Origin of the sequence: Mycoplasmopsis alligatoris A21JP2 (assembly GCF_000178375.1) — a bacterium.
GTDB lineage: Bacteria > Bacillota_I > Bacilli_A > Mycoplasmatales > Metamycoplasmataceae > Mycoplasmopsis > Mycoplasmopsis alligatoris.
Genome location: NZ_ADNC01000007.1, coordinates 123,180 through 147,434, shown reverse-complemented (window position 1 = coordinate 147,434; position 24,255 = coordinate 123,180). Strand labels below are relative to the sequence as shown.

The following is a 24,255-nucleotide window of genomic DNA, read 5'->3' as shown; positions in this document are numbered from 1 at the left end:
AAATAAGTAATATATAAATTATATATATAAATTTTTGGCTTTTATTTGCTTTTGAACTTCTTCTTTAGCAATTTTATCCCTTTTATCGTATTTTTTTAGTCCTCTTGCTAGAGCAATTTCTAGTTTAATTTTATCGCCTTTAAAGTAGATTTTTGTAGGAATAATAGTTAGTTGTTTTGAATCACTTTTAAATTTTAATTTAAGTAATTCTTTTTTATGAATGAGTAGCTTACGATCTCTTTTTTCATCTGCCTTAACTAACATATATTGACTAAAATGACTATCAACTAGTCATATTTCGTCTTTTTTTATTGAGCAATAAGAGGTGTTTAATGAAACATTAGAAGCTCTTGCGCTTTTAACTTCTCAGCCTTCTAAAACTATTCCTGCTTCTATTGTTTCAAGTATTTCATAATTTCTTTTTTCTTTTTTGTTATCAGCTATTATTTTCATCTCTTAAATAATATTATATTTTTAATAATTCAAATACATATAATAAAGGTAATAAATAATAATTTATGAAACAAAAATATGAAAAACTAAATAAGGAAAAATTGCTTGTTTGTAAATGATATAATTAAAATGGAAGTTAAAAATGGAGGTACAAATGTACAAATACAAAGCAAAACTTTTAACCAATCAAGAAATTGTTGCACAAGCAAATACATTAGAAGAACTTGAAGGTTTAATTAAAGGATTTAGAAGAGGTCAAAAACATGGTGTTCACACCAGAGCTAATGATAAGATTGAAATTATCCACATTGAAAGAAATAATTTAGAAGGTAAAAGAGCTTCAAAAGAAGAAGTTCTAAAAGTAGTTTAAACCTTTAAATAACAAACGCAAGGCTCTTGCGTTTTTATATGCTAAAATTTATCATTATGAGATTAAGAAACGATAAAGATGCTTTAGTAAAACTACAAAGCTCAAAATTTTACATAGACGCCTTTCCTATAGGCATAGACAAAGATTCAATTATTGAAATTGGAGCTGGAAAAGGAGAGATGATTAGTCAATTAGCACTAAATAATTCACATATTAAATACTATGCTTTTGAAAAATATGAAACTGTTGCAGCAAAAATAATTAAAAAAATTGATGAATTAGAACTTAAAAACCTTTATGTTATTTGTCAAGATGCGATAAATTTAAGCCAAATTTTTACTGGAAAAATTCTAGAAATGTGATTAACTTTTAGTGATCCTTGACCAAAAAAAAGACACGAAAAAAGAAGATTAACTTATAAAACCTTTTTAGACGAATATGCCTGTATATTAGATAAAAATGGAATTTTAAAATTAAAAACCGACAACGACAAACTTTTTGATTATTCAATTGAATCACTAGAATTGAATAAATGACAAATAATTAATGTCACTAGAGATTTACATAAAAGTGAATTTAGTAAAAATAATTATATGACTGGTTATGAACAAAAATGATCAAGTTTAGGAAAAAATATTAACTATTTAGAGGCAAAAATTCCAAATAATTAATAAATATTTAAAATATTTAAAATAAATATAAATAGATCACAAAAAATGTAATTTTTGGTAAAATATAAGCAATTAATTTTTGAGGTACATATGAGCGATAATAAAGAAAAAAACAAAATTGATAATGAAGAACAAAAGGTTCATTTAGAAACTAATTTAGAGTATGAATATGAAGAAAATAATAGAATGGTTTTCAAGAAAAAAGCTGCTCCAAAAGTAGAAGTTGAAGAAGAAGAAATTCCACAAGAAAAAGAAGAATATCAAGTTCAATCACAATTAATTACTGATCCTATTAATGGATTAAGTCCTATTAAAGTTGATAGTGAAATGAAAAACTCATTTTTAGAATATGCAATGAGCGTTATTGTTTCTAGAGCTCTACCTGATGCTAGAGATGGATTAAAACCAGTTCATCGTCGTATTTTGTATGATATGTTGGAACTAGGTATTACACACTCTTCACAACACCGTAAAAGTGCTCGTATTGTTGGGGACGTTTTAGGTAAGTATCACCCACATGGAGACAGTTCAGTTTATGAAGCTATGGTTAGATTAGCTCAAGATTTTTCTATGCGTTATCCATTAGTTGATGGACATGGTAACTTTGGTTCTATAGATGGTGATCAAGCAGCTGCTATGCGTTATACTGAAGCTAGAATGAGTAAATTAGCCGCTGAAATGCTGGATGGTATTAAAAAAGATACCGTTAATTTTGTTGATAACTATGACGCTAGCGAATTAGAACCAGTTGTTTTACCTTCTCGTTTTCCAAATATTTTAGTTTCTGGTGCTACAGGGATAGCAGTTGGTATGGCCACAGAAATTCCTCCACATAATTTAACTGAAACTATTAATGCTACTATTGCTTTTGCTAGAAACCCTGAAATTACTACCAAAGAATTAATGGAACACATTAAAGGTCCTGATTTTCCAACAGGAGCCACAATTTTAGGTGTTAAAGGTATTTATGATGCTTATGAAACTGGAAAAGGAAAAATTCCTTTAAGATCACAAGCTAAAATTGAAGAATTTGCTAATGGAAAATCAAGAATTATAATTACTGAAATACCTTATGCTGTTAAAAAAACGACAATTATAGAAAAAATTGTTGAACTCCATAAAGATAAAACTGTTGAAGGAATCGGTGAATTAAGAGACGAGTCAAACCGTGAAGGAATTAGAATTGTAATTGATGTTAAAAAAGGTTACAATGCACACATTCTTTTAAACAAACTTTATCAAAAATCTTACTTACAAACAAACGTTAATGCTAACCTAGTAGCTTTAGTTCATGGAGAGCCTAAATTACTTAATTTAAAACAAATTTTAAGTATTTATTTAGATCATCAAATTGAAGTAGTAACTAGAAGGTTAAAATTTGATTTAGAAAAAGCTCAAGATAAATTACATATTTTAGATGGACTAAAAATAGCTGTTTCAAACATTGATGAAGTAGTTCAAATAATTAAAACATCAGCAAATGACGCAATTGCTCAAGAAAGATTAGCAAAAAGATTTAATTTATCTGATAGACAAACAAAAGCTATTCTTGATATGAACCTTCGTCGTTTAACAGGATTAAACATTGAAAAAATGAATCTTGAAATTGATGAATTAAATAAAGAAATTTCATATCTTAAAGGAATTTTAGAATCACGTGAAGCCTTAATTAACTTAATCATAGATGAATTAAGCGAAATTAGAGATAGATTTGGTGATGAAAGACGTACCCAAATTGATGAATTTACTGTAAGTTCAATAAGTGATGAAGACTTAATCCCGGTTAATAATATTGTTATAACAACAAGCGTTAAAGGATACGTAAAACGCATGAAGCTTGAAGACTACAATATGCAAAATCGTGGTGGTATTGGTGTTAGCACAATGAAAACTTATGATGATGACGATATCTCAAAAATATTACAAACTACAACCCATACAGACTTAATGCTATTTACCAATTTAGGTAGAGTTTATAGAATTAGAGCTCATCAAGTTCCTGAAGGTTCTAAACAATCAAAAGGTACACCATTTATTAATATAATTCCTTCTTTAAATGAAAAAGAAGGTGAAAAAGTAGTTTCATTATTGTCAGTAGATGAATATAATGATGATCATTTCTTAGTTACAATAACAGAAAAAGGTGTAATTAAGAAAACAGCTCTTTCAGAATATGAATCAATTAGAAGTAATGGTAAAAATGCCTTTAGATTAAAAGAAGATGATCATTTAGTTAATGCATTTATTGTCACTGATGAAAACGAAATTTTAATAGCTTCAAACGGAAAAAATGTTGTTAAATTCTCTTCGCTTGATTTAAGACCATTAAGTAGAAATTCACAAGGAGTTAGAGGTATTAGGCTAGACGAAAACAAAAAAGTTATAGCTGCTTCTTCTGACCTAGATGGTGAATTCATCTTATCTATAGGTACAAAAGGTTTTGGAAAACTAACACACTCTGATGAATTTAGATTAATTAAACGTGGTGGAAAAGGTGTTACTGCAATTAATGCAGATAAAGCGGGAGATTTAATTTTTGCAAAATTTGTAAACAAAAATGATGAAGCTTTAATTATTACTTCATCAGGAACAACAATAAGAATTTCAATTTCTCAATTATCTGTAACTTCAAGAGCAACAAAAGGTGTAAAGATTATCAATTTACGTGAAAACGATGAAATAATCGCAGTTGAAATAGTTAAAACTGAAGAAGAAATGGAAGATTTTATTAAAGCAATGACACAGGAAATACAAATTAATCCTAGTGACTTATAATTACCAAAATAACTATATCAAAGCTAAATATGTGCTTTGATTTTTTATTTCCTGAGTTTCCAAGTTAGAGAATAAAAAAATACATATTCCCCTATAAAATAGGCGAATGTGTATTTTTTGATATTTATTTACTATTGAAATATTTGTTAAATGACATATTAATTATTGAATAATCATCATTTAATAAAGGATTGTTTGAGTTTGTAATCTTTTTAGTATCAACTATTTTTCCGTTAACTTTATCAACAGTATAATTAGCATTTGCTAAAGCATTTTTGAATCTATCGTTAGTTATCCTGTCGATAACTCCATTTTTATTTAAAAAATCATTAACTACATAAAGAGAGTATTTAAAAACTATTAATGATAATATGCATAATGTAAAATAACCTTTTATATGTTCATTAGTTCAAACATGAACCGGTCTAATTTGTATAGCTGATTTTAAAGTTCTAAAATTTTCTTCTATTTGTCATTGTTTGGCATATGTTTCAACAATCTGAATTGGAGTCATATCTATTCTAGATGTTTCATAAACGTAATAACCATCGAATTTTTCATCATTCAATATTTTATTTTGATTTAACATAAATTTCGAATCACCAACACTTTGAAAATACTTACATTTTTTAGAACCTAACATTTTATCTATGTTTACTATTCCATGTTTATCTTGCTTTTTAACAAAATTATTTATTAAATTTTCTCTATCATTTTTATCTTTGAGTGCTCTTTTGCTGGAATATGTATAAATTTTTTTTCTAATTTTTCCATTCAAACGTCCTTTTTTTCAATTAGATTCATACAAAACTTCTTTAGATAAAAAAGAATTATTTTTTTCATATTCACCTATAGATAAAGCACTTTCCTTTATTTCTTTACTTGCAGACATTAAACGATATGAAATAATATAATCAATATTATTACTTTCTAAAAATCTTAAATTTGCGTTAATATTCATTCCTCTATCGGCAACTATTGTTACATTATTTAAGTTATATTTTTGTTTCATTTCCACAACAAACGGAACAAATGTTTTCATCTCAGGTTTATTGCCTTCGAATAATTTATAGTGAATAGGAATTCCATTTAAATCTGTAACCATACCAACTACTAACTGATCTTCTTTAAATTTTCCGTCTTTTGAATAACCAGGATTTCTAAATCTGTTTCTTACAAATGTTTCAAAATAAACTGTTGTAACATCATAAAAAACAATATTAACTTTTCGATTTGTTTCACTTGCTATTACATTATTAACAGATTTAAAAATTATATCTTTATGATTTTCTACAAAATCTAAACAATTATAAAATGTTGTTTTTTTATTTTTAATGTCATTTTGAAATTTATCTTTATCCTTGAATGATTGAATAATAGACGATGGATCGATTATTCTCTTTGCAATAATATATTCAATTATTTCTTCTATATTTTTGTGTTTTGTTTTTGGCAAATCTCTAAATAAATTTAATTTATTAATCATTTTGTATAAACTAGAAATTCCATAATTAACTATTTCATGCTCAAATACAGATGAAGAGAGTGAATTTAGTAGATCTTGTTTTACAACTTCGTTAGGAGTTTCTGTGCTTAGTTCTAGACATTTATTTTTCAATGTTGCAATAGCTTCTTTGTTCAATTTAGTTAATTCTTCTAAACTGCCTAATCCTATAGTTCGAAAAACACCTTTACCAAATCCTTTTGATATACAAGCGCTTACGTATACTTTATCTTTTCTTTTAGCTTTTATTATTATTCATTTATCATGCATGCCTTTATTATACCATATCAATAGTAAACAATGTATATTTTTTAAAAAAATAAAAAAATGTATATCTATAGATATACACCAATTGTAATTTCTTTAATAACTTGGAAACACAGGATGACACAGGAAATACAAATTAATCCTAGTGACTTATAATTACCAAAATAACTATATCAAAGCTAAATATGTGCTTTGATTTTTTATTTACATTTTAATAAAAATTATTTTCTATAAAAATTTATTTAATAAACTAAAATATTTTTATGAGTCAAACTAAAGATATTATTTCAAAAAATTGATTAAATTACTATAACGATGATTTAAAAACAAAAGAAGAACTTTCGGTTATTTTTAATAATTGAGAAATCAAAAAAGATGCTTTTTTCAAGCTTCCAAGTTTTTATAATAACTCACTAGAATTTTGAAAAGATCTAGGTTTAGGATCATTTAATAATTACACATTAGAAATTATTTCATCAATTTTAGCTAATGAACTAGGTGAACAAAAAAATGTCTTTTTAGCTTTTGATAAAGAGATAAACGTAAAATTAAGAGAAGAAATAATTAAAATTTTTAACTTTAAAAAACATAACATAGTAACAAATTTTAAAGTTGATGAAATTAATGAAGATATAGTTAGAAGTATTTCAACAAGTGGTAATTTTATTGCAACCATTTATTTTGAAAAAAAACCATCTAAACCAAATGGAGCTTTAAAAATGTTTAAATCTAATGGTGACATTATAAATAAACAAATATTTTATGAGCTTCAGAATAAGATGAAGGATTTTGATTTAGAAATACTTAAAACTTTAAATCCTTCTTACGAAAATACAAGCTTAACTAAATTAGTTGATTTTTATGCTAATGCTTTAAGTGAAAAATTAAATAATTATTTTCCATCATATAAACAAAATTTAAGAATACATGGTGTGTTTTTTAACCAACTTCAAAACAATATTTTTAGCAAAACTGTTAAAAAATTAGGATTTAATTTTGTGAATTTATCAAAAAAAATAATTGGTTCTGAATTAATTAAAGGTTCTTATAACTTTATTAATAACTTAAAATTTACACAAAAAGTTCCTGATATATTTTTTATTTGTAATAACGAAAACAAAGTTGAACTGTATTTAAAAATAAATGGTGGTCTTAAAAAGTTTGGTCAGGATTCAATATCATTTCTATTTATTGACTTTATGTTTACTTTTTGAAAGAAAAATAATATGCTAGATAAAACTATAATTCTTCCATTAAATGCAAGCAAAAGAGTTGTAAATATCATAAAAAACTATAACTTAAAATTCAAGTATGAAAACGAAGTTTTAAATGAAGATGAAACTCTTTATTATTATTCAAATCATCGTTTTTCAAGTGGTGTATTTAACAACTATAATTTAAATAACACTGAGTTTATTTTGCTTGTAATAGTCATGCTTAATAATTACAAAAACAAAAATGATTTGCTCAATTATAAATACAATCAAAGTTTAGAAATTTATTCATCTTATTCTAAACAAATTAAAACTATTCATCTTGATGCAAGTGCAATTAGTCAATTTAACAATCTGTTTACAGTGGGTCAAAATCTAACAAAAAAAGAGAAAATAATTGAAATTAAAAACAATAATTTTGACAGAGAATATATTAAATATTTACAAAATATAACATTAAGTAGTGGTTCTAGTTTTATGTTATATTATGATTACAAAAAATCTCTTTTAGTTATTGAACTTGAGCATAAAATTGATAAAAATATGATTAATTTGTTTAATTTATTTATCAAAAAATATATTATGTTTAGAATTTCTAAAGCAATTAATCTCTTAAAAAAATAAAAAAATGAGCTTTTTAAAAGGCTCATTTTTTTTAGTTTCCGTTAACTCTTGTAATTCCTTCTGAATTTGAGTTTAATTTTGTTGCTTTTGAAGCTTCTTCTTTTAGTTTAATAAATGCCGCTTTAGATGCTGCAACACCAGTTGATACTTCAGCTTCTGTTAAACCAGTTTTATTTTGTAAAGTTGTTAATTTAGTTTTTTCTGCTTCAGCTTTTGTTTTAATATCTTTGTATACTTCATTTTTTGATAATGTAGAAATAAATGCGTCTCAGAATAAAACTTCTTCATCAATTTTAGATCTTACTCTTGTAACACCATTAGATTCTGTGTTTAATTTAGTTTTTGCAGAAGCTTCTTTTAATAATTGTGTAAATCTTAAATTTGAAGCTTGTAATGCTGCACTAACTTCTTCAGCTGTTACATTAGTTTTTGTTTTTAGAGCTGTTAATTTGTTTAATTCTTCTACTGATTTTTTAACAATGTCTTTATAAGCATCTTCACTTAATTTTCCATCATCAAAAGCATTTCATAAGGCAATTTCACCATCTAATAATTCTAGTGCTGCTACTAAAGCTTCTGATTTAGCTTTTGCTTCTGCTTCACTAACTTTATTAGCTTCTTCTTTGTTAGTTGTTTCTTTGTCTTCTGTTTTGTTTGTTGTATCTTTTTTTTCTTCCACTTTTTTAGGACTACATGATGCCACAATAACAGGCGCTAAAACAAGACTGCTTGATAAAAATAATAAAAATTTCTTTGTCATAATTCTCCTTATAATAGCAAGTGCTATTTTTTCACTATAAATATACCTTAAAATTTAAAAAATTTATTTTTTTTGCAAATTGTTGAAATAATGCTATTTTTTAAAGGTTTTTTATAAAAAATTAAAAAAAATAAAAATAGCCTTGGCTATTTAAATATTATTCATTTGGTCTTGAGAAAATATAACGTCCTGTTTTTGTAACAAGTACATCATCTTCTATTCTTGCTCCTCCAAGACCTTCAATATAGATTCCAGGTTCAACTGTAATTATCATTCCCTCTTCAAGAATTGTATCATTAATTGTTGAAACATTTGGCAGTTCATGCACATCGATTCCAAGTCCGTGTCCTGTTGAGTGAACAAAGTATTCACCATAACCCATACTTTTGATGTAGTCACGACAAACTTTATCAATTTCACTTGCTTTAATTCCTGGTCTAACTGCGTCACGTCCTCTTTTAGCAGACTCTTTAACAATGTTTAAAATTTCTAAAAGTTTAGGATTTTTAGTTTTTTTATCACCACCTAAAATACTTGTTCTTGTAATGTCAGCTGAGTAACCTTTATAAAGAGCTCCAAAGTCAACTTTTAACATTTGACCTTCTTCAAGTTTATTGTCTGTAGGATGATGATGTGGTTCTGCAGAAGCTGGGCCAGCAGCAATTATTTCGTCAAAACTTTCTTTATCAGCTCCATGTTTTTTAAGTAAGTAATTTAAATATGCAGCAACTTCTTTTTCAGTCATTCCTGGCTTAACTCATTTTAATAAATCATCATATGCAGCTAATGAAATATCAATAGTTTTTTGCATTAATGTTAATTCATCAGAGTCTTTAATAATTCTTAATTCTTGTCCGTTTACTCATTTTACACTTTCTGGTTTAACAATTTGCATAAGTCTATTTTCAACATCTTTGGTCAAATAATTGCTTTCAAAAGCCACTGTTCTAAAGGCTTTTTGGTCAAATCAATCATGCATTGATCTTCCACTTAAAAGTTTAACTTCAACATTTTTTGCATGCGCATGCGCATACTCTATATATCTTCCATCAACAAATAAAGTTGCCTTATCTCTTTCTATAATAATATATCCATCTGTAGTTTGTACATTAGCATATCACAATCTTGTTTGTGGCGCTTCTGAAACAAGTGCTTCAACTTTTAATTCGTCAAAGACTTTATTTAATCTTGATCTATCCATTTTTATCTCCTGTAAATTATTAACATAGAAAATTATAAATTAAAATCATTAAAAATAGATTGACTTTTATATAAATTATTTTCAAGTAATATTTTCTAATTATTTGCAATTTAAAAGATACATCAATAATAATTCTGCTAAAGATGAATGATGTAATTCATTTTTAACAATTTTTTGTAGATCTTCTAAAGTAATTCACTTATTAAAACTATTTAATTCAAAAATTGAATTGTCACAATTTTGATTGCTTTGTTCAGTATCTGAATCAACTTCAAGTAAGAAGTTAAAAACAGTTTCATTACTCTGAGTTGTTGCAATATATTTGTTTTGAGTAACTAAATTATTTTTTGTTACAACAATTGAGGCTTCTTCAAAAACTTCTTTTAAAGCACACTCAAGAGGTGTTTGGTTTGGTTCGATTGTTCCAGTAATAGCACAAGGATATGGCTCAAAGTCTGATTTTTTATCAGCTATTTCAGGAAGTGGTTGATAACGTACTAAAAAATAAGTTTGGTTTTTTATTTTTTTGTAAACTAAAGCGGCTATAGAATTTATTCCTTTTCTTTGGCAATAAATAAAACCGTGTTTTGATTCGTACATGTTTATCCAATTAGTTTGATATAGTAATTTATTTTCTTTCATTTTGCTCCAAAAATAAAAGAGAACTTGCGTTCCCTTATCATTATTTCTTTTCTTTGTGTGATGAGTGTGCATTGCATTTTGCACAAAACTTGTTTAACTCCACTTTTTCTGGGTGTAGTTTTTTATTTTTTTTACTAATGTAATTTTCGTTTTTACATGTTGTACATTGTAAAGTAAAACCTTCTCTAGCCATTTTAACTCCTTAATTAAATAAATTCTTGTTTATTATACTATAAAAAATATTTAAAATAATTCTATTTTTTGTTTAATAATAATGCTATTTCTTCCTTGTATATAGGTTTATTATCTACTCATGGTGTTTCAAGAATAATAGGGATGTTATCAAAATCACTATCAAAAACAACTTTTTGTAGACTTTCAAAACCTATATGACCTTTCCCTATATTTTCGTGTCTATCACGATGTGAAGATAAAGGATTTTTTGAATCATTTAGATGAATTACTTTAATATGTTCTAGTAATCCACTTTCTTTTAATTCTTTTTTAAATTGATCATATTTTTGAATATTATATCCAGCATCTCAAACATGACATGTGTCTAAACAAGCAGCAAGACGATCAGTTTTTAGTTCATTTATTAAGTACATTATTTGTTCATAAGTAATTCCAATTTCAGTTCCTTTTCCTGACATTGTTTCTAAACAAATAACTACATCTTTTGTCTTAGAAAAAATGTATTTTAAACTTTTTGCAAGTGTTTTCAAGGCATTTTGGGTGTCAAATATAGTGAATGCTCCAGGGTGCAAAACTAAATATTTTGCACCAAAAGAGTTCATTCTTTTAATTTCATCAATCAAAAAATTAGCAGAAAATACTCATTTTGTTGGATTAGCAGGATTAACTATATATGGTGCATGAATAATAATATCTTCAGGTTTAATTTTATCTTTATAAAATGTATTGTACTGATTTATATTATATTGTTCAACATCAACTCTTTTAGTGTTTTGTGGCGCACCTAAATAAATCATCATTACATTTGCTTTGTTTTCTAAACTTTCTTCTACAGCTCCTATTAAATAACGAGGTGAAGTAAAAGAAATGTGGCTTCCTAGTTTAATCATATTATTTAATAATTTTTGCCTTTATTAATTTTGACTGTAATTTACCTTCAGAGCCATGAATTAAAATCATTTTTTCAATTTCTAATCCAATGTAAGCATAATCGATAAATATTTTTGATTTATAAGTTTGAATATAATCATAAACAGATTGATAACCTATATCAGTTAATCTTAAACCTTTGTCGCCCAATACACTTAAAGAAATAAAGACTTCATGAGTTGAACAAACTATATTTGAAATATTTTCTTTTTTAGTATGTCTAATAAATTCATTAATAATTTTTTTAGTTTTTGATTCTAAATAGTAAAAATCATATTCAATTCCAAGTTCGTTACATGCATTAATAAATCCAATTTTTCTATCTTCAGTCATCGTTTCATTTAGTTTTTTATCGATAACAAAAAGCATTTTTTGATTATCCTTGATAGAAGAGTAAAACGCCTTTGTTAAAGCGTAAAACGCATTTGTATCATCAATTTTAATTCAGTTTAATCCTCTTACTTCGTGTCCAAAAATTACAATAGAAGTATCTTCAATAGTTTTTAAATATTCAAATAATTCAGCATCATATTTAGGCACAAATAAAACCAATGATGTAGGTCTTCAAGAAAGTAAATATCTAATAGAATCAATATATTCTTTTGTTGTTGTTTCTGAATAAGTAATATTAACTTTTTTTCCGTGTGATTTTGCTGCTTGGACAATTCCATTTGCAACAGTTGCATATGAATTTTGCGGTCAATCTGGCATTACTATAAATATAGAATGGTCTCTTCCTCTAATTAATCTTGCTCCATGATTTGGGAAGTATTCATAACGTTCAATAACGTCTTCAATTTTTTGTTTTGTTTTTTTTGAAACATAGCCATTATTGTAGTATCTACTAACAGTAGAAATTGATACATTAGCTATCTTTGAGATGTCTTTATAAGAAATAGTTTTCATATAATTATGATAACAAAAAATATGGAAAATTTCCACATTTGTGAAATTTTTTTCACAATTTTTTTTAAAAAATAAAATAAAAAAATGGCGATCACGAGAGGATTCGAACCTCCGACCACAAGCTTAGAAGGCTCGTGCTCTATCCAGCTGAGCTACGCGACCACGCAAAATTTATTTTATCACAAATAAAGCATAATTTTCATTTATATTTTTTAATTTTTTTGCATACTTTACTTAATATAAAAAAATAAAAAAACCACCAGACACAACACGTTTCGATGCGGCTGCTGCAATTACGCCCTGACCGAGTTACGATGTTATTGTTCCAATGGCAAATGTATTATAACATATAAAAAAAATGACCCAAGTCATTTTGGCGGGGGTTACAGGAATCGAACCCATCTTGACAGTTTTGGAGACTGCTGCACAACCAATATGCTAAACCCCCAGTAAAGATTATTTACCAAATTTAAAGTGACAAATATCTCCATCGTGCATTATATATGTTTTTCCTTCTTGTCTTAATTTACCAGCATTTCTTGCTCCTACCTCACCTTTAAAGTCAATAAAGTCTTGGTAAGAAATAACATCAGCCTTAATGAATTTTTTTTCAAAATTGCTGTGAATTATTCCAGCAGCCGCTGGTGCAGCAATTCCTTTTTTGTAAACTCAAGCTCTTACTTCTACTACTCCAGCTGTAAAATAAGTTTCTAAAGATAATAAATCAAACGCTTCTCTTGTTAACATATCTAAACCTGAAGTTTCAATGTTATAAAGTGCTAAAAAGTCTAATGCTTCTTGTTCGTTTTCTATTGTTAAAAGTTCTGATTCTACTTGTACACAGATTGATACGACTTTTGTTTTGTTTTTAAAATGTGATTTTACTTTGTTAATTATATTGTTAGGATCATCTAAGTTTTGCAATTGTTCAGCAGAAGCATTTGCTACATATATCATTGGTTTAGCACTTAATAGTTGATAAGATCTAATTGCTTTTAGTTCTTTTTCGTCTAGTTCTAAGTCTCTTACAGATTTTTCGCTTTCTAAGTGAGATTTAATTTTTTGTGCTACAGCTTGCTCAAACATTGATTCTTTATCACCACTTTTAGCTTTTTTAGCTATTCTATTTAGTACGTTATTTATGGTTTCTAGATCAGCTAAAATTAATTCAATATTTATAATATCAGCATCTCTAATAGGATCAACAGTGTTGTTTACATGAAGAATATCTTTATCTTCAAAGCAACGAATTACATGTATTATTGCATCAACTTCACGAATGTTAGAAAGAAATTTATTACCAAGTCCTTCACCTTTTGAAGCGCCTTGAACAAGACCGGCAATACCAACAAAATCAAAAGTTGCGTGAATAATTTTATTTGGTTTAACAATTTCTGATATTAAATCTAGCCTTTTATCTTTTAGAGCAACTGTTGAAACATTTGGTTCAATAGTTGTAAAAGGATAGTTTGATGATTCAACTTGTTTTTTTGTTAAAGCACTAAAAAGAGTGCTTTTTCCTACATTTGGTAGACCTACAATTCCAGCTTTTAGTGACATATTTTCTCCTTAGTAAAATTTACATTACTATTTTATAGTAATTAAAATAAAATTGTTTTTTATTTATTAAAAAGCAAAACACTTTTTATGTATTTGGCTTGTTTATAGGTAAATAAGTATATAAAAAACACACCTATAATTAGGGGTGTTAGTTATTATTTTATTCTAAACCTAATTCAACATCAGTAGGAATATCTGAGTTTCCACCAACATATGAAAAGATTTCAGGACTTTGTTTCATGTATTTACCTTGAAGAATTTTAACTACTGATTTAATAGTTTCTTGCATTGGAACATAAACTCCTGGTTCTTTTGTAAAGTGTTCAGTCATAAAGAAGTTTTGAGTGAAGAAGTTTTGTAATTGCAATGCTTTATGAACAATTTCTTTGTTTTCTTCATCAAGATCGTCAACTCCAAAAATAGAAATAACATCTTCAAGTTCTTCATATTTTTTCAAGATTCTTTTTGTTTCAATAATAGCTTCGTAGTGTTCATGTCCTAAAACTTTTTCATCAACAATGTTTGTTGAACTAGCTAAAGGATCAATAGCTGGGAATATATTTTTTGATGTTAATTCACGACTTAAAACAAGTGTTGAATCTAAGTGGTTGAAGATAGCAACAGCTGAAGGATCAGAAATATCATCCATTGGTAAGAATACGGTTTGGAATGATGTAATTGAACCGTTTTGATTTGCAAATAAACGGTCTTCGATTGTAGCAACGTCACTATCAAGTGTTGATTGATATCCACCAATACTTGGTTTTTTACCAAGTGAAGCACTAGCCTCGTTACCAGCTTGAATGTAACGGTAAATGTTATCTATAAATAATAGAACATTTTCATTTTGTACATCTCTTAGATATTCTGCTGAAGTTATTCCAATAGGAACAATGTTCATTCTTGCTCCAGGACTTTCGTTCATTTTAGAAATAAATAACATTGAGTTAGCCATAAGGTTTGAGTCAGTTAATTCTTGATAAAGTTCAATACCTTCTCTACTACGTTCACCTGAACCGATAAATATAGATGAGTTTGTGTTGTTTTGTTTTAAAGTGTTGAAAATAATTTCTTTCATTAAAACTGTTTTTCCAACTCCTGCTCCTCCAAAAATTCCTAATTTATATCCTTTAAATATAGGAATGAAGAAGTCAACAACTTTAATTCCAGTTTCTAAAATTTCTTCATTAACTTTAATAATGTTGTCCTTTGGAGCAATTGAGTTCATTTCAACATGTTTTAAACCTTTATCGATTGGGTTTGTATCAATTGCATGCCCTGTAAAGTCATATACGTGACCTTTAGCAGCATCACCAACTGGTACCATGAATGATTTTTTAGTATTAACAACTTCATCGCCAACATTAATTGGTGCTATGTTGTAAACAACAATAGCAGAAACTAATGTTTTGCTTAAAGCGTTTTTAACTAATAAATATGTATTACCTTTATGAAGGGTTAAAACATGGTTTGCCATAGGCATAAATTCTTCTTGAAATTCTACTTTTACAACGTCAGTAGAAATACTTTTAATAATACCGTTCATTATTTAACTCCTATTTCTCTTGACACTTTTTCAAGCATAGCTTTTTTAACTTTTATAAATTCTGCTTGTGGTTTGATTTTTCAATCAAGTTTTGCATATTCTGAAAAGTTTAAAAGAATTGATTTAAAGTAGTTTTTAGCTAGATCTTCATCAGTTAATTGACCACTTAAAATGTTTTCAAATATTTTTCTTGTTTGAGGATCGTGTTCAACCATTTTATCTAAGAATCCTAAAGCAGCTTCAAGTTCTTTCATATCTTTAAACACGTTTCAGTGAATTAATTTTGTTGTTAAAAGTAAAATGTTTGGTGTAAAGTATGAAAAACCTTTTTGGTTAAACATTGTTTCAATCATTTTACCTTGATTAAGTAAGTTTGACATTTCTTTATTTAAATCATATTTTAATGAAGCCAATTTAATTTGTCTTCTATATGCTTTATAAATTTTTGCCATTTCTCCAGAGATTTTTGTAAGTACTTTAGATTGTACTGATGAACCTGTACGAGAAACTGATAAGTTAATATCAATAGCTGGTCTTTTTCCACTTGCATAGAAATCTGAGTTAGTTACAATTTGACCATCTGTTATAGAAATAACGTTTGAAGCGATTAATGATGTTATATCATTATCAATGATTTTAACTATAGGCAAGGCAGTTATGGTTTTTCTGTTTACAAAACTTCCTGATCTTTCTAGTAATCTTGAGTGAGTAAAGAACATATCACCAGGGAACGCTTCCTTACCAACTGGTTTGTCAACTAATAGAGCAATTTCTCTAAAAATGTTAGCATGTTTTGTTAGATCATCAAAAACAATAAGTACATCATCAGTTTCTGAAATATTTTCAGCATGAGCCATACCAACATAAGGTGCTAGATATTGGTCATAAGGATTTGAAGCTGGAGCATTTAAAATAATTGTGTAATCAAGTGCGCCGTTTTCTTCAAGTGTTTTATAAATTAAAGCTAGTTCTTGTTTTTTAGCACCAATAGCTACATAAATACATTTTACGTTGTCATTCTTTTGATTGATAATTGTATTTAAAGCAATGTGAGTTTTTCCTGTTTGTCGATTACCAATAATAGCTTCTCTTTGCCCTTTTCCGATTGGAACAAGTAAGTCTACCATAATTAAACCAGTGAATAATTGTTCTTTTAAAGTTTCAACACTCATTAAATTATGTGATTGACCAAATGCTTTATGTGTTCCATATAAATCAGATAAGTTTCCTCAACTATCTAAATCCATTGGTCATAAAATGTTATTGTGAATATCAATGATTTTTCCAAAAAATGAATCAGATGTTAGAACATCATCATTAAATTCAGTAGCGATTAATTCATCGCCAATACCAAATGAACCTAGTTCTGCTGAAAGAAGTAAATAAGCTTCTTTTTCATGAGCTGTAATTAAGATTGCATTCGATTTTGTTTTATTGTTTAGAATAAATTTTTGATTTTGTTGAAATTTAACATTTCCACGTACTTTTACTATATAGTCATGAACTTCAACGATTTTTACTTTTTGTATCATATTATATAACTCCTATCATTAATAACAAAATGCTTATAAATGCAACCAAGGTTATTATTGAAACAACACTTGCAACAGCAATTATAGATTTGCTAATTTTAATTTTTCTAACTTTTGATGTAAATAACACAGCAAAAGCAAGAATTGAACCGAATATTGCTGTAATTAAGGCAAATACGGCATAAAATGCATTACTTGAATTATCATTTTTACTCAAGTTAGCTTGTCTAGTTCTTAGCTCGGTTAGAACTGATTTTAATTTGGTATCGAATTCAGATTCTTTTTTCTTGTCATCGCTTGGCTTATTATTTGGATTAGCCGCGTTTTCTTTTTCTTTATCTGCTTCTTTATCATTTGAAACAACGTTGTTTGCTTCGTTGTTTGTTGTTGTAGGAGCAGGATTTGTATTTTCAGCTGGTTTATTATTTGCAGCTGGAGCTTCAGGTTTATCTCCTTCTGCTGGTTTATTGTTTGAGTCATTTTTTTCTTTTTCACCAATTAGTTTAAAGATAGCAGCGTGGTTATAAAATCCATCATAAACTGTTTTAATTTTTGCTATTCTATCTTCTAGTGAAACAAAGAATTCTGTTGACATTTTTCTTAAATTAAGTGCATCTTTTTGAAGTGCTAAAAATGTTTTTGATAAGTCAATATCAGTTGCATTAACTTCTTCAAAGAATTTTTTAAATTTAGGTTTTCAAATAGGGTCTTCTAAGTGTTGTCTAAGTTTTAATGTTCTATATTCTCCGCTATCTAATTTAAATGGTTCACCATTGATAGCAAATTCTAGCGATTTAGAAAGAAATTCTCAAAATGTACGAGGATTATCAGTTGCTATTTCTTTTCCTGTTCTAATCCCTCTTGCTTCTAAGAAACGACTAATTAGAGCTGTTGTGTTTTCTTTTAAATAATTATTATATTTATCTAATTCATCTTTTTGTCTTGTAGGATCAGCAACTGCCGCTCTATATCTATCAGCATTTCCAACAGTAGCCGCTAATTTATTATAAGCATCAGTAAATTCTTTAAGTTCAAATGATTTAATAGCTAAGAAAACAGCGTTAAATAAATCTAATCTTAAATGTTGATCTGGTACTGTATTGTAGTCGATCTTTTCGTCCAATTTAAATGCATCATAGATAGATTTGAAAATTCCTCTAAATGTTTCATACATTGTGTATCTAGCTTTTGCTTGTGATTGAGTGTACTTTTTAAAGTTAACTATAATGTTGTAAAATCTTTTACTATTTAAATTTGCTTTATCTGATATTTCAACTGTAGCAATATGTTTTCCTTCTGAAATAGCTAAATTTGTCACAGTATATTCATATCTAATGTTAATAGGGTTTTGGAATCAGAATCATTTTTTAGATTTTGTTGCAACTAAGTTTGGGTCTGAATTTCAAGAACCAATAACACCTTCATATCCACCGTTAAAGTCTGAACTAGTTAATTCTGGGTTTAACAATGGTTCTAGCGGTGGTATGTTTTCAATATTAGGGTTAACTGGTTTTGCTTTTTCAGTTGTATCAGGTAGAAAATCAACAGGTTGAGGAGGAATAACTGGTTGATTTTGTTGTTGTTGCTCTTGGTGATATGCTTCATTTTCTCTTAAGTCAAATTCAGTAAATCTAACTTTAACTTTTTCAGAAATATAAGCATTTCAATCATTGTAATTTTCAGGTTTAATGTTGTAAAGACCGATTGATTTATCAATTTTATCAAAAGAAATTTTAAAGTCTTTTCCATACACTGGAGAATCAGTTTTTTCAAAGAAAATTCCTTCAAGTTGTTTACCAAAACTTTGGAAGTAATTAGTAACAAGTTTTACATATTCAGCTTTTGATGTTGAATTTACTTCAAATTTTGCTTTTTCGTCAGTTTTTACTTCATTTTTAATTGGCTTACCATCTTTATCTTTAAATTCAGGAGTATCTTTTTCTAAAAATTTATAATCATATGGATCAGCTTGCCCCATTCCAATTGGGTCAAATTCTTGACCATTATACTTAACGGTTCCTAAAATGTATTTTTCACTTTTTGCGTACATTTTAGGGAATACCATTCTAAAACCGGCTTTATATAATTCATCGTATGAAGTTAATTTAGAAAAAACAGTATCATAATAATCTTTTACAGCTTTAGCGTAAAGAGTTAAGGCAAATTTTTCTTCAGTTGGGTATACACCATCCTTGCTTAACTCGCTAATTCTGGTTTCAATCATTACTTTAGCAGCATCAAGAATCTTTTTCATTTCTTCTTTAAGAACCCTATTCATTTCACCTTCGAAATCCTTAAAATCTACTGCTAAAACTGGTTCTGGCTTAGGCTTAGGTGCATTTGGATCTGGTACAGTTGTTGCGCCATTTGCAGGAGCAGGTGTAGCAGGACTTGCTGGTGCTGGTGTTGCCCCATTGTCGTTTGCTCCATTGGCTTCACTATGTAAAAATGTAGCACTTTCAATAAATGAGTTAGTTACGGTTTTAGTTTCTTTAGAATTTAAGCTTGCAGCAACAACTGAGGCACTTGTAATACTTAGAGCAGAAAATGTGCCAAGTAACAAAATTTTATTTTTCTTTTTCATTTTTTACTCCTTTACCAATTGAAAGTTTTCAATAGCTTCCAATTTATATTTTTGTTTTTCAAGTTCATCAACTGAAACACTTTGATTAATTCTTATTTCTAAGTCATTTAAAATTTTTAATTTTCTTAAAAGTGCTTTAAGTTTTGAATTTTGTTTGTATTGTGTTTTAGAAATTTTTGCTTTTCCTTTATAAATTTCAGGAAGTTCTCTAACATAAATGTCAAGTCTATTTTCTGTAGAATATAAAGTTGCGTTTTCTAAAATAAAGTAAAGATCTTCTTTAACTTTACCTTGTTTGATTTTAACAAGTATAAAGTTGAATGAACCCATTGAGTTTTTGTTGAATTGACTTCATTGGTCAATAAGAGATTTGTTAAGAAGCAAGGAAGCATCATTGAATTTTATTCTTTCATGTGTTACTGAAGAAAATAAAATTTCTTTAAAATAAGTTTCGTTAGTTTTATTCATTTTTATCCTCTATAGCTTGCATAAAGCTTTTGTTTTTTGCTAACATAACAATTTCTTCGATTTGCTTTTCAGATTTGATTCTTGCTAATTTTCTCTTGATTGTAAAAATGTCGTCTTCAATTTTGTTTAATAGTTTATTTTCTGAAACTAATTTATTTTTAGCTGTATAGAATGATGATTCAATTAATAATGATTGAACTATATACATTAAATAGTTGTTAATTTCGTTTTCAATAAAACTATCTGCATTTGGGTAAATAAATTTTTTATCAATTTTTAATTGGTTTTGGTCGCCATCATAAGATCAAAATGAAGCTTGAACTTGGTTAACTGGAACAATGCTCATGTATCTATCATGAATTTTATTTGAGTTTACTACCATTCTAACAGAACTATATTGACCTGTGTTATAGGTTGTTTTGATAATTGATATTAATTTAAGAACTAAATTTTGATCTTCAGTTGATTCAAAAGTTTGTAGTGTTTTTAAATTATTTGTTTTTGCAAAATTATTTGCCCGTGTACCTATTGTGATAAAAATATCATCATTAGTTTTTCTTTTTAAAATTACTTTTTCATATCTTGTATAAGCATCAACTTCGTATTTTTCAACCTCAGTAACATAAATTCATAAGCTAGCTTTTGTTGTTAATGTACGATCATATAGATAATCATGAGTTGAATTAATTAGTCCTGAAACATAATCAATATTTCTTTTGTTTCTATATGCACGATGCATGTTAATGTTTAAGGCTTTAGATAGTTTAAAAATTGTTAGTAGTGATAAACTTTTTTCAACCTCTAAAACCATTTGGGAACTATTTAAAACATTTAATTTTTGTTTTAATTTTTTTTGATCCATTATTTAGCTACCGATTCATCAAAAGCAATTTTTAAAGAATTTGTTTCTAGAGCTAAATAAACAATCATTTTTGGAAATACTTCAACTTTTCTTTTTCTTGAATAAAGTAAGTCTTTAATAATTGCGTTGAATTCTTGGAAAAATTCTCCAAGTTCTAAGTCAAATCCACTGCTGAAGTTAACATTGTTTCTGTGTTGAGTTTCTTTTTCAACGATTGTAGGTATTAATTTAACTTTTGCAAATTTTCTACTTGTAATTCATGAAATTGTAAAACCGCTGTAAACAACTTCTAAGTTTTTTTCTGTTGCTAATTCAATTTTCTTAAGAAATGATTTATAAATATCTGAATCTCTTGAAATATTATTTACTAATAAAGCTGTATTTACGATTTGTTGAAATGAAACAAATTCTTTTTCTTGTGAATAGTCTTTATATTGTGTGTCGTTGAATCTTTCAATTTCTGCTTGTTGTACTTTAGATTTTCTTTTCATGTTTACTCCTTAGTTACCTTTTTTGTAGTAGGTTTTTGTTCGTTTTCTAGTTCGACATCAGTTTTGCTAATCGCAAGTGTCAAGATTGGCACTGAGTTGTATATTACAAGTGCAAGGGTAGTTAGGCAAATTAAGACCATAAAAATATCGTTTAATTTAAGACCTAAATATTTAATATATATTGAATAATTACCTTGGTTTAGTAGATCAATTTTGAAAATTGCAATAAAGGTATAAATAACAATAAATACAAGTGTTAATAGCAATAAGTTAATGTTTATAATGCTGGTTTTGTTTATTCTTAATTCTCTAAATATTACAAAGATTGTAACTAATATAGCTAGAATTAAGTGAGTGTTTGAAATTCAAAAGTCGCTATTGCTAAAGGCTTCAAGAACTCCAACTGATAATCAAGCAAATAATAAAATACATGAATTTAATATTTTTCTTAGTACTTGATTTTTTACTAACGGTTTAAATGTTGTAACAATTACATACACTAGTAGAGCAAATAAAATAATTGGAAATACTAGCAATGGTCAAGTAACGGGTGTACTTGCCATAATTTGATAACTTGATTTTATTTGTCCATAATGAATAAATGCTCAAATTAATAAAGAGAAAATTATTACAACTAGAAATGATGAATATGTACTGAATTTTTGTGTTACATAATATCTTTTTAAAAGTTTGTAAATAGTGTTGATGTTTGCTCCAATTAGTAAAACAATCATCACTGTTATTAGCATTGCAAATATAAAAATACTTGTTGCTGTACCACTTTGGAAAAAGTTTTTAATTTGTATTACTACTGCACTTTCATCGATTGCTTTATTTCCAATATGCAAGTCAGTTCAAAAATGAATTAGTAATGCAATCAAGGTGTATAGGATAACTCTGAAAATATACATTGCTATATATAATCAAGATTTTTCATGTTCCATAGGATAAATTTTGTCAGCTTGAATTAGTTTTTTAACAATAATGTTAAAGACATTTAACATGATATAAACTACTGAAACAATAATAACAACATATAAACTATTTAAGTGAACATGGATTTTATCGAGTAAAAAGAATGAACTCATTACTGAAATTGAGAAAAATAGATAAATAAAATAAAATGGTAAATATTTTTTTATTCCGCTTCTACTTTCTGTTAAGTTCATTGAATTTTTTAATAATGTTGAAACAATAATTAAATAAAAAATCAATGAGGACGTTATAGAGACTATATTTGTTTGATATCACAAGTTAGAATTTGTATATAAAACATAGTATAACGAGTTATTTGGGGCGTTAAACCTAAAGAAGGACTTTTCAAAAGTGATTAACAAAGCCATGTTAAAAGCAAATAAAGCTACTAAAAGTACTGCTTTTAAAATGTTTATTAAAGTTAATTTTTGTTTAAAGTCAACTTCGAAGTTTTGGATTAATGTTTTTAATTTCATAACTACTCTTTTCTAAATATTTATAAATATATAATAATATATAAGTATTAAATGCTAAACATAATTATTTTTGAAATAAAAATTATGTATCATATCTTCTAATTTTTCATAAGAATATGCTATTGTTTGAACAAGCATATTAAAAAAACTTGCATTTACGCAAGTCTATTAATTGTCTGATTTTAAATATTTATATTCAATTTCAACGGAAACTTGTTTTCCAAATGATTCAATCATAACAACAGCTGTTTGTTTATCATGGTCAATTTGAGAGATTGGACCTTTTTCACCTTGGTATGGACCATCAATAACTTCTACGATTTCACCGTCTTTGAAAGTTACTAAATATTTTCCTGATTCAAAATCATCAAGAGCTTTTTGTTCTTGAATAAGAGATTTTTTAATTTCTTTGTTTTGAACCGGTGTAGGCTTAGCTCCTTTACCGCTTGAACCTATTAATCCAGTAACATATTGAGTGTTACGGATAACAAATCAAGCTTCATCGGTCATATCCATTTTTATAAAAATATAACCTGGGTACATGTTAACTCATTTTACTTTATAGTCTTCACCTTTTTGTTTTTTTTCTGCTTCTTTTGGTGATAAAACAGGTTTTCTAAAAACTTTAAATGCTCCAGCGTCAGTAGCTGTTGAATCAAAAGAATGGTTAACCTGTTCAGCAATAATACGATTTCTTAAAGCTTCAACAACTTTATCTTCTTTTCCAGAAACTGTTGAAACCATATATCAATAAAATCTTTCCATAACTCTCCTATATTCCAATGTGTAGTTTTGCTCAAATATATGCAAATAAAGTTGTAACACTAAATACAAAAAGTACTAGTATTAAGGTAAATATGATAATTTTAGTCATTGAACTTCAGTTGTTTTTAGATGAAGGTCATCTGACTCTTTTAATGTCTAAAAAGAATTTTCTTAAATAATACTTTTTAGGTTTATCTTTTTTTGTTTTTGTTGTCTTTTCTTTTTTAACCATTATTTTTCTTCCTTGTGCAAGGTGTGTTTTTTGCAAAGTGTACAATATTTTTTAATTGCTACTCTTTCAACATTTCCAGCACTTTTGTTAGTTGAATAATTTTTTCTTTTGCATTCATCGCATGCTAATACTATCTTTTTCTTTTGCATAATTATTTATTATTATACTATTAAATTAATTTTTTTAATTTCTATAATATAGGCAAAAAAGTAAATAGAAAAAAATAAAAGTTAATATTTATTAAAAAATATT

General features: G+C 27.1%; 23 protein-coding genes and 2 tRNA genes. 4 read left to right on the top strand and 21 right to left on the bottom strand.

All coding sequences use genetic code 4. From position 1 onward, the window contains the following. Positions 1 to 18: 18 nt before the first annotated feature. Complete coding sequence (gene smpB / locus MALL_RS01465; protein WP_005683308.1) at positions 19 to 453, bottom strand: SsrA-binding protein SmpB; 435 nt, start codon at positions 451 to 453, stop codon at positions 19 to 21. A 154-nt stretch (positions 454 to 607) separates the two neighbouring features. Here smpB and MALL_RS01460 point away from each other — a divergent pair, with 154 nt between their 5' ends. From MALL_RS01460 to gyrA, 3 genes are all read left to right on the top strand, one after another. Next, positions 608 to 823, top strand: coding sequence for an MAG6790 family protein (locus tag MALL_RS01460; RefSeq protein ID WP_005683317.1), 216 nt, complete (start codon positions 608 to 610; stop codon positions 821 to 823). A gap of 56 nt (positions 824 to 879) precedes the next feature. Further along, positions 880 to 1,494 (top strand): tRNA (guanosine(46)-N7)-methyltransferase TrmB, encoded by a 615-nt coding sequence (trmB, locus tag MALL_RS01455; protein WP_005683285.1) that lies wholly within the window; start codon positions 880 to 882, stop codon positions 1,492 to 1,494. Positions 1,495 to 1,584: 90 nt separating this feature from the next. Further along, positions 1,585 to 4,269, top strand: coding sequence for a DNA gyrase subunit A (gene gyrA / locus MALL_RS01450; RefSeq protein WP_005683300.1), 2,685 nt, complete (start codon positions 1,585 to 1,587; stop codon positions 4,267 to 4,269). Between the two features lie 124 nt (positions 4,270 to 4,393). Here gyrA and MALL_RS01445 read toward each other — a convergent pair whose 3' ends face one another. Then, complete coding sequence (locus tag MALL_RS01445) at positions 4,394 to 6,043, bottom strand: IS1634 family transposase (RefSeq protein WP_005683341.1); 1,650 nt, start codon at positions 6,041 to 6,043, stop codon at positions 4,394 to 4,396. A 260-nt stretch (positions 6,044 to 6,303) separates the two neighbouring features. Here MALL_RS01445 and MALL_RS01440 point away from each other — a divergent pair, with 260 nt between their 5' ends. Then, on the top strand, positions 6,304 to 7,878 hold the full coding sequence (locus MALL_RS01440; RefSeq protein ID WP_005683298.1) for an MAG5620 family putative phospho-sugar mutase: 1,575 nt from the start codon (positions 6,304 to 6,306) through the stop codon (positions 7,876 to 7,878). A gap of 31 nt (positions 7,879 to 7,909) precedes the next feature. On the opposite strand, the gene MALL_RS01435 is transcribed toward MALL_RS01440, so the two are convergent. The 19 genes from MALL_RS01435 to rpmG (MALL_RS01345) all read right to left on the bottom strand — a co-directional run bounded on the left by MALL_RS01435 (position 7,910) and on the right by rpmG (MALL_RS01345) (position 24,152). Beyond that, the gene (locus tag MALL_RS01435) at positions 7,910 to 8,638 is read right to left on the bottom strand and encodes a hypothetical protein (RefSeq protein ID WP_005683420.1); all 729 of its coding nucleotides are present in this window, start codon (positions 8,636 to 8,638) and stop codon (positions 7,910 to 7,912) included. Positions 8,639 to 8,795: 157 nt separating this feature from the next. Beyond that, a complete protein-coding gene (locus MALL_RS01430; protein WP_005683318.1) occupies positions 8,796 to 9,839 on the bottom strand; it encodes an aminopeptidase P family protein in 1,044 nt (347 codons plus the stop codon). A 99-nt stretch (positions 9,840 to 9,938) separates the two neighbouring features. Beyond that, a complete protein-coding gene (locus MALL_RS01425; protein WP_040545494.1) occupies positions 9,939 to 10,481 on the bottom strand; it encodes an NUDIX hydrolase in 543 nt (180 codons plus the stop codon). 40 nt (positions 10,482 to 10,521) lie between these two features. Beyond that, positions 10,522 to 10,674, bottom strand: a complete 153-nt coding sequence (rpmG, locus tag MALL_RS01420) for a 50S ribosomal protein L33 (protein ID WP_005683338.1) — start codon at positions 10,672 to 10,674, stop codon at positions 10,522 to 10,524. Positions 10,675 to 10,735: 61 nt separating this feature from the next. Further along, positions 10,736 to 11,566, bottom strand: a complete 831-nt coding sequence (locus MALL_RS01415) for a deoxyribonuclease IV (protein ID WP_005683405.1) — start codon at positions 11,564 to 11,566, stop codon at positions 10,736 to 10,738. A 1-nt stretch (position 11,567) separates the two neighbouring features. Continuing rightward, positions 11,568 to 12,512, bottom strand: coding sequence for a LacI family DNA-binding transcriptional regulator (locus MALL_RS01410; RefSeq protein ID WP_005683304.1), 945 nt, complete (start codon positions 12,510 to 12,512; stop codon positions 11,568 to 11,570). Positions 12,513 to 12,597: 85 nt separating this feature from the next. After that, positions 12,598 to 12,674: transfer RNA gene (locus MALL_RS01405), tRNA-Arg, on the bottom strand. Between the two features lie 212 nt (positions 12,675 to 12,886). After that, a tRNA-Trp gene (locus tag MALL_RS01400) sits at positions 12,887 to 12,960 on the bottom strand. An 8-nt stretch (positions 12,961 to 12,968) separates the two neighbouring features. Further along, the gene (gene ychF, locus MALL_RS01395; protein ID WP_005683347.1) at positions 12,969 to 14,072 is read right to left on the bottom strand and encodes a redox-regulated ATPase YchF; all 1,104 of its coding nucleotides are present in this window, start codon (positions 14,070 to 14,072) and stop codon (positions 12,969 to 12,971) included. Positions 14,073 to 14,232: 160 nt separating this feature from the next. Beyond that, positions 14,233 to 15,618 (bottom strand): MSC_0618 family F1-like ATPase beta subunit, encoded by a 1,386-nt coding sequence (locus MALL_RS01390; protein WP_005683330.1) that lies wholly within the window; start codon positions 15,616 to 15,618, stop codon positions 14,233 to 14,235. Continuing rightward, complete coding sequence (locus MALL_RS01385) at positions 15,618 to 17,150, bottom strand: MSC_0619 family F1-like ATPase alpha subunit (RefSeq protein WP_005683288.1); 1,533 nt, start codon at positions 17,148 to 17,150, stop codon at positions 15,618 to 15,620. Before MALL_RS01385 ends, MALL_RS01390 begins: the two co-directional genes overlap by 1 nt. A 1-nt stretch (position 17,151) precedes the next feature. Further along, positions 17,152 to 19,734, bottom strand: coding sequence for an MSC_0620 family F1-like ATPase-associated subunit (locus MALL_RS01380; protein WP_005683376.1), 2,583 nt, complete (start codon positions 19,732 to 19,734; stop codon positions 17,152 to 17,154). Between the two features lie 3 nt (positions 19,735 to 19,737). After that, on the bottom strand, positions 19,738 to 20,202 hold the full coding sequence (locus MALL_RS01375; protein WP_005683427.1) for an MSC_0621 family F1-like ATPase epsilon subunit: 465 nt from the start codon (positions 20,200 to 20,202) through the stop codon (positions 19,738 to 19,740). Next, a complete protein-coding gene (locus tag MALL_RS01370) occupies positions 20,195 to 21,064 on the bottom strand; it encodes an MSC_0622 family F1-like ATPase gamma subunit (protein ID WP_005683309.1) in 870 nt (289 codons plus the stop codon). Before MALL_RS01370 ends, MALL_RS01375 begins: the two co-directional genes overlap by 8 nt. Next, a complete protein-coding gene (locus MALL_RS01365; protein ID WP_005683395.1) occupies positions 21,064 to 21,555 on the bottom strand; it encodes a DUF2714 domain-containing protein in 492 nt (163 codons plus the stop codon). Before MALL_RS01365 ends, MALL_RS01370 begins: the two co-directional genes overlap by 1 nt. A gap of 2 nt (positions 21,556 to 21,557) precedes the next feature. Further along, positions 21,558 to 23,006, bottom strand: coding sequence for an MSC_0624 family F1-like ATPase-associated membrane protein (locus tag MALL_RS01360; RefSeq protein WP_005683293.1), 1,449 nt, complete (start codon positions 23,004 to 23,006; stop codon positions 21,558 to 21,560). Positions 23,007 to 23,174: 168 nt separating this feature from the next. Next, positions 23,175 to 23,771, bottom strand: a complete 597-nt coding sequence (gene nusG / locus MALL_RS01355; RefSeq protein ID WP_005683380.1) for a transcription termination/antitermination protein NusG — start codon at positions 23,769 to 23,771, stop codon at positions 23,175 to 23,177. Between the two features lie 7 nt (positions 23,772 to 23,778). Next, positions 23,779 to 24,039 carry a preprotein translocase subunit SecE gene (gene secE, locus MALL_RS01350; protein WP_318023652.1) on the bottom strand — a complete coding sequence of 87 codons (261 nt, stop codon included), beginning with the start codon at positions 24,037 to 24,039 and terminating at the stop codon, positions 23,779 to 23,781. Then, entirely contained in the window at positions 24,003 to 24,152 is a 150-nt protein-coding gene (rpmG, locus tag MALL_RS01345; RefSeq protein WP_005683361.1) for a 50S ribosomal protein L33, read from the bottom strand. The genes secE and rpmG (MALL_RS01345) overlap by 37 nt, the downstream gene beginning before the upstream one ends. Positions 24,153 to 24,255 lie beyond the last annotated feature (103 nt).